The organism is uncultured Gimesia sp. (genome assembly GCF_937910335.1).
In the GTDB taxonomy this organism is placed as follows: Bacteria; Planctomycetota; Planctomycetia; order Planctomycetales; family Planctomycetaceae; genus Gimesia.
Window position 1 is genome coordinate 1 of the sequence record NZ_CALEMX010000314.1, and the last position, 11809, is coordinate 11809.

The following is an 11809-nucleotide window of genomic DNA, read 5'->3' on the forward strand; positions in this document are numbered from 1 at the left end:
TATATGTTTAATTAGCCTTACCGGCTTTGGTGTGCTGAATATTTTCTTTCCTAGAATTACACCCGTCTCTTTTTGAGCCTCGTCATTATGTCCTACCTCAGAAAATGGCCACCAAGTTGATGGAACAACGCCATCCTGAACTTCAGATAAAAACCGTTTTATCCTTGGTTTTTCATACGACATATCTGGTCCCCAATAGAGACGGTTTTCATCTACCATATATTGGTGCTTATCTTTTGAATATCGCCATACAGCATTTTCGTCTGGCCATACATCTTCACCAGTTTTTGGATGCTTAATTGCGTACCAAAGCGTAGGACGCTCAAAACGTGACTTGTTACTGACGTAATTATCAGAACTCCACTCCCCCCTTGGGTCGCCATCAAGGTTTGTATACCTTTTCAGTTGTTTATCCGTTCTGGGTAATAACTTTCTTTGGAATAGGTCACTTCTTTGATATACAAGAATATGATCATGCATTGCGGCTATTCCAGGATCATCATTTGAAACGGCATATTTCTTTTGCCACACTATGTTGGCAACAAAGTTTTCCTCTCCAAAAATGATGTCACATAATTCTCTTAAGTTCGTCAATTCATTGTCATCAATCGAAATAAATATCACCCCATCTTCACGCAGCAGATTTCGGGCAAGATAAAGCCGTGGATACATCATGTTCAACCACTTCGAATGATACCGTCCTTCATTCTCACTATTGGTTGAAAACTTCTTTCCCTCAGCATCCACAAGCCCTGCATAAGCAAGGTATGTATCGAGAGATTCGCTATAGTTGTCCGGATAAATGAATTCCTTACCGGTGTTGTACGGTGGATCGATATAGATCATCTTCACCTTGCCGTAGTACGATTTTTGTAGCAGTTTGAGGACTTCGAGATTATCACCTTCAATGAAGAGGTTTTCGGTCGCATCAAAATTGACCGACTCCTCACGACACGGCTTTAGAGTCGCAAGACTGGGCTGTTGGATCAGCTTCATGCTGTCCTTCTTGCCTGGCCAATCCATACCGTATCGTTCCCGGCGACTTTCAAATACATCGCTGAATGTGCCCAGCTCCGCTTTCAGCTTCTCGAAATCGATGCCCTCAACCAGTTTTCCGGCTTCTGTTTTCGTCTCCGTGAAAACACTAGGAAACAAAGCTTTCAGTTCTGCTCGTTTCTGCTCGCCGATATCGAGCGATTCAAGATCCATTTTTTCTGGTGTTGTATTCATCGTGTCGTCTGTCATATTTCAATCCTGCCACTCTTTGGCTCTAACTTCAAATTAACTTCCATCGAATAGTGAAGAGTGTCTCTTCAAAAACCTCTTGCTGCAAGCGAGCTTCCACTCTGTCAATCAATGTATCCTTCTGATTTTCCACTTCTTTGGCGGCAGCGTCGTATTCCCGCCATGATTCGTCTCGTTTCTTGTCCAGATTCCGAATTTTCTTCTGAAGTGACAGTTTCTCAGGCAAATTGCGGGCAGAACGTGCCTGCTTTTTCAAGTCGGCAATCTGGTCATCATACTCTTTAAGACGGCTCTTGAGTGATTTTCGTTTATCGCCCGACCAGCGGTTCAACTTTTCCATCTCATCCTCGAAGAAGACAGCATTCCGTTCCGAAATATCTCCCAAGACTTCTCCTTTGAGTTTCTGGTAAGCAGATTGTAACGACTGCATGTCGATCCCGTCACATTCCTGCAATGTTGCTGGAAGATTGAACAGTCGCTTGGCCTGTTCCTGATCAAGCATTTCTCCTGCTTCGGTCTGTGCAGCCAGTAGGATATGATCTTCGGAATCGAGAGAATTAATTGTTAGTCGATTAGCAGTCAAAATACCACTCTGGCCAACCAGGGGTTCCAGAATCGAGATATTACGGGGCGTGCCTGAATAGTCGAATGTCAATTCTGATAGTGAGAGATCATTCTCCGAGGCGGTTTCTAATACTTGTTGAGCCAGCGGATGATGAATCCGGAAATGGTGCCCGATTTCATCCTGTCGTTTGAGCGTGTAACAACCCGTCGGAATCTCTTTATGATCGGAATGAGTCAATTGGAATGTCAAAGCAGGTTCAGCAAAGTCTGCGTCCTGATCCAACACAAACCGCGTCACATCCCACAAGAGAGCCTCATATCGATTGAGAGAGGCAGTGGTTTGCGCTTTGTAGATATTCAGCTTTTCAGCGACTTCTGCATCGAAGTTCTCCAACAATTTGACACGGGTATTCTTTAACCCTTCGTCAATCTGCTCACTAAGCTCTGCCTGCAATGCATCAAAGGAAGACTGAATATCAGCGGAAGTTCGGCAGGACTGATAGATTTCCATAATCCGCTTCTCAAAATCGACTCCCGATTCAATGCTGCCCAGCACTTCATCACTAGCACCGAAGACACCGTTGAAGAGTTGAAATTTCTCAGAGAGCAATTCATAAACTCGCTGATCGGCTGCATTGTTCCTGTTGAGAAAATTGACCACCACCACATCGTGTTTTTGCCCATACCGGTGGCAACGCCCAATTCGCTGTTCAATCCGTTGCGGATTCCAGGGGAGATCGAAGTTGACCACAAACGAACAGAATTGCAGGTTAATCCCTTCCGCAGCCGCTTCGGTGGCAATCATGATTTTGGCATGGTCGCGGAAGTAATCGACAATCGCTGCCCGTGTATCTGAGGTACGAGATCCAGTGACGCGATCTGTTCCTGCATAACGGGTTTTCCAGTCCGCGTAAATTTCACGACTTTTAAGATCCGTATTCGATCCATTAAACAAAACGATCTGATCGGAATAGCCATTGGAAGAGAGCAGTTCGACTAGATAGTTTTGCGTGCGACGTGATTCAGTGAAAATGACGACCTTTTCGTCACCACCTAGATCAGTCGTCATCTGAAAACCGATTTGCAAGCCCTTAAGGAGTGATTGACCTTTCGCATTCTGTGATATCTTCATTGCCAGATCGAAAAAGTGTTGCAATTCAATAATCTCTTCCTCAATTGCTTCCCGCTCGGCTTCCGAGATTGGCTCCTCAATCTCTTCTTCCGGGATGTTGAGTTCGTCACTCAGTTCATCGCAGGTTTCGAAATCCTCTTCAAGGTCTTTCCAACCTTTTTTTCGTCGGACTTTTTCTTTCAGTTGCTTTTGCAGTTTATTCCGAAGTGATTCCAAAGCGCCTGCAATGGCGAATGTGGAAGAAGCCAATAATTTGCGGAGCACCAGAGTCATCAAAGCCCGCTGGCTTGATGGGAGTGCTTGCAAATTCTCTCGTTGTAAATAATCGGAAACCATATCGTACAGGGCTTGTTCTTCCTCTGACGGAATAAACTCCTGAGTATGAGCTTTCCGTTCGGTATAGCGAATGTATTCGAGAACCTGCCGACGTAGCGTCCGTTTACAGACGTGACTGAGCCGTTCTTTCAGATCATCAAAACTGTCTCCGTGGGAGAGTCTGGCAAACTGACTGCGAAAACTTTTCAGATCACCAAAGGTGTGCTCGTCAATGAAGCTGACCAGCCCGTAGAGCTCCAGCAAGGAGTTCTGAAGCGGTGTAGCGGTTAAAAGAAGCTTTGGTGCATGAGACAACGCATCTTTCAATGCACGGGCAATTTTATTGCTCTTCTTGTAGACATTTCGGAGACGGTGAGCTTCGTCGATCACGACCAGGTCCCAATTCACAGCACTCACATATTCTGATTTATTCCGAGCGAACTGATACGAACAGAGTACGATCTCATTCAGATCAAACGGGTTCTGTTTCCCTTTTTTGATTGTTTTATTGAAGGAAGCCGATTCAAGAACCTGAGAGGGTAGATAAAACTTGTCCTGCAATTCCTGATGCCATTGTTTCCGCAAGCTGGAAGGCAAAATGATCAGGATTTTCCGTTTTCCTTCAGCCCATTTCTGTGAGAGAACAATCCCCGCTTCGATGGTTTTGCCAAGTCCGACTTCATCCGCCAGAATGGCACCATTGGAGAGGGGGGAGCGAAACGCAAACAGGGCGGCATCGACCTGATGGGGATTCAGATCAACCTGAGAATCCAACAATGCAGCGGTAAACCGCTCGACACTGTTGGAAGGACAGCGTCTCATCAGTTCGTTTGCATAATACTTCGCATGATATGCAGTAATCATTGTTGTTCGCACAAATATTGTCGTATTTCATAGTTTCGCTCTACCAAGAGAGTTCTCAACCCTCGCAGTATACTTAATAACACCGATTTCATCTATTAAGTGCAAGTGCTTTCGTTATGAAAACTCCACGTTTTTTAACACGAGGTAACATTTAAACTATGTTCAGCCAATTTCAGGCACAATGGTAACATTAACCACGCTCCTCTGAGGTTTGTAAAGTGGCAAGTAAACTGACCGGTCGTTTATTTCGTGATGGTCACGATTCGTGTGCGAACTCCCGTTTTGCGGAAGGCTTCGGCGTTGTTGAAAGCATCTTCGGGAAGTTGTTCGGATTCACCACCGACTTCATCGAGCCAATTGCGGAACTCTGTTGCCTGGTTGTCATTGCGAAAGAAGGGGCCTTCGCTCATGATGGCGACCAGTTTGCCATTAGGAGCAAGCAGGCTGAAAGCATGGAGAACATGTTCGATGTCTGCCCCTTTTTCAAATGGCGGATTCATGATGATGTGATTGTATTCGCCCTGATGCTCCAGAAAGTCTGCTCGTTTGACCGAATGCCCTTTGGCTTCAAGAACGTCGAACAGGGTACCATTGCGTTCGATTGCAGTGATTTCATTTTCAGGATGATGCAAGCGGATCATATCGAGGATATCCCCTTTGCCGGCTGAAGGTTCGAGAATACGATCTCCTTCTTGAATCTCTGCCAATTCGAGCATTCTGGAAATGATCGGCTTTGGTGTAGGGAAGAAACCGTCTAGCTTTTTACCGACGATAGCTTGCTCTGCTTTCAAGACGGGATCATCTTCCTGTCTCTTTTGCAGATGGGGAACCAGTTCCCGCAAAGCCATGCGAAGTTCTGGGAGTGTGTGGATATTGGCTGCGTGGAGTCGTTTGTAGTCGTCGAGTGTAGATTCAAGCCATTGGACATCGATGCCTGTCTCTTTACAGCGAGTGCAGAATTCAGCGAATTCTTTGATTTCGTATTCTTCTTTAAACTGAATGAAATCAGCTTCCAGTGAAATCTGTTTTTGTATTTTATTGGCTCGTTGCATGACACCTTTACGATGGAGTGCTTTCTGGATCACCGCTTCGAGATTTTGTTTGTAGATGTTGGGGTACGGATATTCTGCGAAGTCAGCATCATTGAGGTTTATTGGTCGGTTATCGAGTTCTTCAACAGCATTGTGGCGATCCCAGACACCGAGTTCTCCTTTTTCTTTGAGGAGTAATTCATTACGGCTTCGCTTGGCTCGTCGAAGAACATCAATGAGCGTTTGCAACTGTGTCTTTGCTCGAATGCCATCGAGATAGATTACTTCTCCTGAAGTAAGATCAGTAGCCAGGCTTCGCATTGTTCCCGCAAAGGCGATATCGACATAAGCCCGACCACGAATGCCGGCTGCCATTTCTGAACGTCGAACTGTGTTTGTTTGCCGATCCTGATGCAATGATTCGTTAGCACATTGTTCAAGATCATCTGCTAATTGCAGGAGTCGTTCACTGGCAGATTCAATCTTACGGGTTTTGCGATCTTCTAATTCATCAGTTCGATCTGCATTGCCTTGCAGGAGTGACTGGAACTTTTCTGCGGAGTCTTCATTCTTGAATTGGAATCCTGCATCATCCTTTCTGAAACTTGACCACCAACCCCCGAGTTGTTTTGCTTTGATTTTTAAATCATTGAATGTGGTTCGATCGACACGTTCGCCTAACTGGCAAATCCAGAGAGGGATTTCCTGACGGGTGTGATAACCTTCTTTGATCGTGATTTGCAAACCTTCAATATCGCCATTGAATTGTTCGACAGTTGCTGTTTTCTTGTTGGAACGTTGTAAGCGTGTCTGTTCTGCTCGGAGACGATCATACTGAATCAATTGCTCTTGGCTTAGTTGACTTTCTCCCTTCCGTTCAACGAAGTACCGAAATTCCCGAAATGTCTCTGGATTGGTAAGTGATTTCTCAACTTGGGCTGATTCTTCATTTCGTTTTGTGATCTGCTCCTGAATCTGTTCATCGGTGATTGATTCGACAACTTTGATGATAGCATCTTCGTAGGTTTCACCGGAGAAGGGTTGATACGTCACACTGTTTTTGAGCGTGTAAGCCAACATCATCGAACGGATGACAGATTCGGCATTCTGTTGCTTTGTATTTCGTTTTGCATCGAGGCTACCGAATCGGCATGCAAGGATTCTCAATTCTTTAGCGTTCTTCTCTGCGAGAAGTTGCTGTATGAACGCTCCTCTACTGGAGTTAAGATGTGCGAATTCTGCTTGAAGAACAGATACAGATATATCACCGGATTCGACGCGTTGTAGAAACGCCTGGAAGTCATTTAGAGTATAGGACCGGTGATTGTCTGTGAGTGATTTCACACCTTTGCTGTGGGAATCAGGAACAAAGACATCAGCGGATTTCTTGTTCGATGATGAAACGCGGTCTGCTTCGCTCCATTCCTTTTCTTGGGGAGTATTTTGATCATTTGCTTTCTCAATGACATCTGAAAGTGGAATCAAGTCTTCGTCGGAAGCTGGCTCCAATGCAGGATAGATACTACCAATAGCGAACCATATTCCTTCAGTCCCCTCTCGGAAAGCTACTCCGACTTCACGGTTTGCATGTGAGAGGCCGACCACCTTGCCGATTTTTTGTTTATCTTTACTGAAGAATGCTTCAACTGTGTCACCCCGTTTGACGGTAAAGCGATGTTCGCCCCCATCCCCGTTGCTGCCAACACGGTCTACTGTGAGCGCATCACGACCCTCTTCTGGTTCTGGCCACTCATAGAAGGGCAATCCAGAAAAGTTGTTTTGACGATCTGGACGGAGATAGAGCGGACGCTGAAACAGAAAACTCGGCTCACCAAAGTCTGTTTCAATCACAGAAACATTGCCAGCTTTCTCCAATGCAACCAAAGCATGATTGACCGGGTTGGCAAGTGGGTCAGCAGAGTCGATTTCAGAAAATCCCATGTCGTTACGAATATCACTCAGTTTCACAGAAACGACATTCGCTGAGAGATATTCAAGAATGCGATGTTTGAGTTGTACAAGTTTTTCATCATCAACATTCTCAGTAACTACCCTCTCTTCTTCACTTACATCCGGCTCTACAAACCCGAAGAGACTATCTTCAAAATGCTTAAGCATCTCCTTGCGAGCCACTTGTTGTGCCTCGTTACCACCATTATCAATCGGCTTTTGAAAGAATTGCTTTGCTCGACTTTCAAACTGATTGATACAGGCTTCGCGTGAATCATATTCTGACCAGGGAATCGCAGTCCCCTGCGTGTCGCCACAATGGTAGGAAAGAGTGATTCGTATTGCATAGCCTCCATCTGGTAATGGGGCCACCTCATATTCAGCGGTTGCTTTCCCATTATCTGCTTGCAGTTTCCTCAAACCTTCACTATTTTTTTGAGCGGGGTCGCGGACTATTTTTACCCACTCCTCATGCTCGTTGATTCGACCTTCCGTGTTGTTGGCAAGTAAACTTGTAACCGGTTCCTCAATTGAAACCTCTTCTGGTTCACTCTGCTTAACATATTTTTCTGTTGGTTCATGCTCTGAATCAATTATGTTGTCTGCGACAGCTTCTTCGATGGATTCCGAATGCCCATTCCGCAATGCCCAGCTAAAATCTTCTCGAATCTCATCAAGCACATCACGCAGAACTCGTACCTCTTGCGATAACTCCTCAACGGTTTGTTGAAGTTCATCAATTGATTCGCCAAAGGGGGTATGATCATTCTTTTCATTCACAGGAGAAGCAGATTGCCAGAGAAACTTTATATCTGCAAGCAGGAACATCAATCATGTGACAGGCTGGTCATTTTTGCATAACCGAAAGAATCAGGTACCTTTTCAGGGAATAGTTTCCACCACGAACGGTTTCTTCCATTGATCCATTTCCCAGTATTATATTTCCGCATCCAACTGTTGACATAAAAGGGATCGAGTTGGAGAAACCAGGCTATGTCCGTGTAATGAACTTCTTCCCCATTGGCTGCTGACAGAAAATCATCTATCAGGCGATTTCGTTCATTAGTATCAATGTGGGTTGGAAAAGTTTTCATTGGTAACAAAGATTGCCTGCAATCCTTGAATCCGTCAAACCAGACTGAAAGATCGTGTGATCTGATTTTGGACGATCTTTACCGGTTGCGCATACCGCCTGCGGGACTGTTCACGCACCAATCCTGAACGGTCAATAGCATTCACTTCTGGTTTGATAGTCTCCATTGTGAAGGCAGGTCGACTCATGCCATCAATCATAAGTCGGATGCAAGCACGGTATTTGGGGAGTGCAATCAAATCTGCTGAATTGACATGGCCAGTCAATTGTTCAGCTAAGATATCTGCATCATTCGGGCCAACAGCAAAGACAAGTAAGCTGCCAACGTTTCCGAAAACAGCCTGCAATGTCTGCGGTTCAACCTGATCGAGAAACTGTGTCGCCAGGCAAAGCCCCAGTTTGTACTTGCGGGCTTCGGAGAGAAACGCAGAAAAACTTGATGTCGCTACGTTCTGAAACTCATCGACGTAGAGATAGAATGGTCTACGTTCCTGCTCTGGAATTGCGGCCCTGGTCATTGTTGCCAGTTGCAGTTGTGTGACAAACAGCGAACCAAGAAATGACGACGTTCGTTCCCCTAACTTTCCCTTTGACAGATTGAAAATAATGATTTTTCCGCTGTCCATAGCTGCCCGGAAATCAATGCGATTTCTTGGTTGTGAGACCATATTACGGATCACCGAATTCGTGAGCAGTTGACGCAATTTGTTCTCAACCGAGGCAAACGGGTCTTCCCCTTTGAGCGAACGCAATCTGGGAAACGTCGTCATCCACCAGTTACGCACGACCGGGTCAGACACACGGCAAAGAACCTGTCTACGGAAGCCATCATCCACATCGAACATGCGTAACATATCGAGGATGGTTGAATCCCCTGCCAGCATCAAAGCCAGAACCGTGTTCCAAAGGATATCTTCCAGTCGAGGTGTGTGGGTTCCGGTCCCAAAAACCTTTCGAAAAGTACTCACCACACCATCACAAGCGACATCAACCATTGAGGGGTCAACATCGAACGGGTTGAACCCAACTGAATAGTCTAAATCGCTCGGGTCGACCAAAATCACATCGTTGGTACGATTACGTGGTACTGCTGCCAGTACTGCATCCGCCAGATCACCATGCGGATCGACAAGAGCAAGACCGTTCCCCGCTCCCATGTCAGAAAGTATCGCATTTAGTAATACCGTACTCTTCCCATTTCCAGTCTTGCCCACAATGAAAAAGTGATGAAACCTGTCTTCGGTCTGAATTCCGAATCGTTCATTCCGCTCCTGAAACGCAACCCGTCCCAGCTCACAAATCCCGGAACCAGATAATCCCTTTTTCTTGAGGGGTAATTCCACTGGCGGTTCCAACCGCCTTGAGTGCGTTGCCTGCAAAGAAACGTCTCGTACCGAACTCGTTGGTAGATGCCACATCGTTGCCAATTCCTCGTCAGAAAGCAGAAAACCACGACGCTTTGATCGTGGTTCGTATTTGATGATTGACGAAGATTGAAAGACCCCTAATCGCGGTTCCGTGAATTTATTCAACACCGCAGCCAACTCTTGAAGTTTACGAATGGCAGTCTGTTTCTGATCCATTGGTGCATTCACAATCAGATTCAACTGTACTTCAAAGAGATGTTGCCCCAGTTTGACCGATGATGCCTGCAAGTCTTTTTCATTATCATGCATTCGGGATGATGTCTTGTTGAGTTCATCATCCGACGCAAACCGTTCCTCACTCTTCCAAACAAAGAGGCGAACAAAGAAAGCTGCCAAAAACCGTTCCCAACACTTGGGGCTACTGGCTGCGATAGCATATTTTCGAGCAATACTCCGATGCTTACGAAAGAAAGGGCATGCCAATCGTTCGACTGCGATTTGTGCCTCTTTATATCGGTGAGAATTGGCCGGATTTACAATCAATTCGATCTTAGCTTGCACATCACTGCTGTCTGGGCCAACGGCCTGTAAGACACCCCCAATCGGATCATCCACTTCTTCATGGATCACGTCTTCAAACTGCTGATAGCGTAGAATCGGAAACAAGTCGGGTCGTAGATGCAACGACATCGACCATGCTGCATCTCCTACTGGACAATCAAGTACATCCTCTTCCAGAAGGTCAATGGTGCAATCTGGATACTTAGCATGAAATTGCCGTTGAATCAGCCCATGTAATTGACCGGGAAACCGACAATACAATCCGACTTGCTGCTCATGATGCCCGACCAGAAACGAAACGGGCTGTTTCGCTGACGAAGCGTGATGAATGGCCGCCAGTATCGACCGCATGTGTCGCGGCCCTCGTTCATTCGTCGGTGTGTCAGTTATGGAAATAAGCATTGGAGTGACAGCGTAACACAAAGTACCCGCTTTTGAACTTGCATGTTTCATCGGCGGGCTTTGCCCCGTTGTGGCTTGCATTTTGCTCGGGGATGTCTGACCAGTCCTAAGTGGAGTGGCGAGCGTTAGGCTCTACACCATCAGAACAACGAGCCTGCCAACAGGGATAGCACGCTATCACACCATAGCCGGACTTTCCAGCAATGTAGGATCGATCTGATACTGCCGAGACTGTGAACGTAAAAGGGGAATGTTTCTATTTTCTGGGGAATGAAAGTAAGGAAGAAAAAATGCATCAGGATGTGCGAGGTAATCATCCAGCAGGACAATGTAAAATGGTGAGAACGATTTATCGGAAACCATCAATTGCTTGCTAACATCGACAATATGCCGCAAACGATTTGGCGATCCAGTAATGGGAAAAAGGACACGATACGGCTGAGGAGAAGTTACCATATCCATCAAATACCGTTGCATCTTACTTAGAATACTATCTGCACTTTTGTAGGAGAGAACAGACTCGGTACTATTATCAAGTTCGACACAATAGGTGAACGATGTTCCGTTCGGCATTTGAAGATTGAATCGAGCATCAGGGAAAAGGGGGCGTTCACCACAATCGATGCGGAACGTGTTCTCCGGGTGGAAATCAACAACTTTGATTCCACGATGATGTGCAGCAATATAAGTCTGTACGATGAACTGTGATAATGCCTGCTGATGCCGATGGCGACCGGTGTTCATTTCGTAAAAGAATCGTTTAGTGGGCGGTTTTATCTCATCGTCCTGCATGATAGTGCGATAGCCTGCCAAGGTCAGCTTGTAATAGAGCCGGGCACCACCTAGTCCAGTCGTGGCATAGCGCCACGAATGCAACTGGCCAGCGGCGGTCAAATCTTTCATTCGCTCCTGTACCCGCCTCAATCCGGTAAAGGGTTGTAACCATGTCTGGCTCAGATTCAGAAGTTCTTCAGCGGTCAATGGACAGCGTGTCAAAGCAACCATAATGTCGTCATCGCGAGTTGTTTTCTGCCAACGGATTTTTGATACTGATTTGATTGTCATACGCTGAAGAGAAGCGTACCATCTCCCCCTTTTAGTTGCTCATACTTTCTCTTGCATGACACAGAAAAACAGTGGCTACATCGATGTCGATTCACTCCAGAAAGAACTGGTCGCAGGTGGAAATGCCGTCGAACGCATCGCACAATTCTACAGTATTGATCTCCCTGAACTTCACAAAACTCAAAACGAAACCCGAATGGCTTGCATCTTTGCCTGTGGC

At 45.9% G+C, this 11809-nt stretch carries 6 protein-coding genes; all 6 read right to left on the reverse strand.

The genetic code is table 11. The annotated features are described in order from the left end of the window. The coding region (locus tag Q0668_RS12560) for a site-specific DNA-methyltransferase (RefSeq protein WP_298865078.1) at nt 1–1245 on the reverse strand (1245 nt) is incomplete at its 3' end. Nucleotides 1246–1276: 31 nt separating this feature from the next. Then, nucleotides 1277–4078, reverse strand: a complete 2802-nt coding sequence (locus tag Q0668_RS12565) for an SNF2-related protein (protein WP_298865081.1) — start codon at nt 4076–4078, stop codon at nt 1277–1279. A gap of 284 nt (nt 4079–4362) precedes the next feature. Then, nucleotides 4363–7929 carry a hypothetical protein gene (locus tag Q0668_RS12570; RefSeq protein ID WP_298865083.1) on the reverse strand — a complete coding sequence of 1189 codons (3567 nt, stop codon included), beginning with the start codon at nt 7927–7929 and terminating at the stop codon, nt 4363–4365. Beyond that, the gene (locus Q0668_RS12575; protein ID WP_298865084.1) at nt 7929–8195 is read right to left on the reverse strand and encodes a hypothetical protein; all 267 of its coding nucleotides are present in this window, start codon (nt 8193–8195) and stop codon (nt 7929–7931) included. The genes Q0668_RS12570 and Q0668_RS12575 overlap by 1 nt, the downstream gene beginning before the upstream one ends. A gap of 34 nt (nt 8196–8229) precedes the next feature. After that, on the reverse strand, nt 8230–10575 hold the full coding sequence (locus tag Q0668_RS12580) for a hypothetical protein (RefSeq protein ID WP_298865086.1): 2346 nt from the start codon (nt 10573–10575) through the stop codon (nt 8230–8232). A 126-nt stretch (nt 10576–10701) separates the two neighbouring features. Continuing rightward, nucleotides 10702–11589, reverse strand: a complete 888-nt coding sequence (locus Q0668_RS12585) for a hypothetical protein (RefSeq protein WP_298865088.1) — start codon at nt 11587–11589, stop codon at nt 10702–10704. Between the last annotated feature and the right edge of the window lie 220 nt (nt 11590–11809).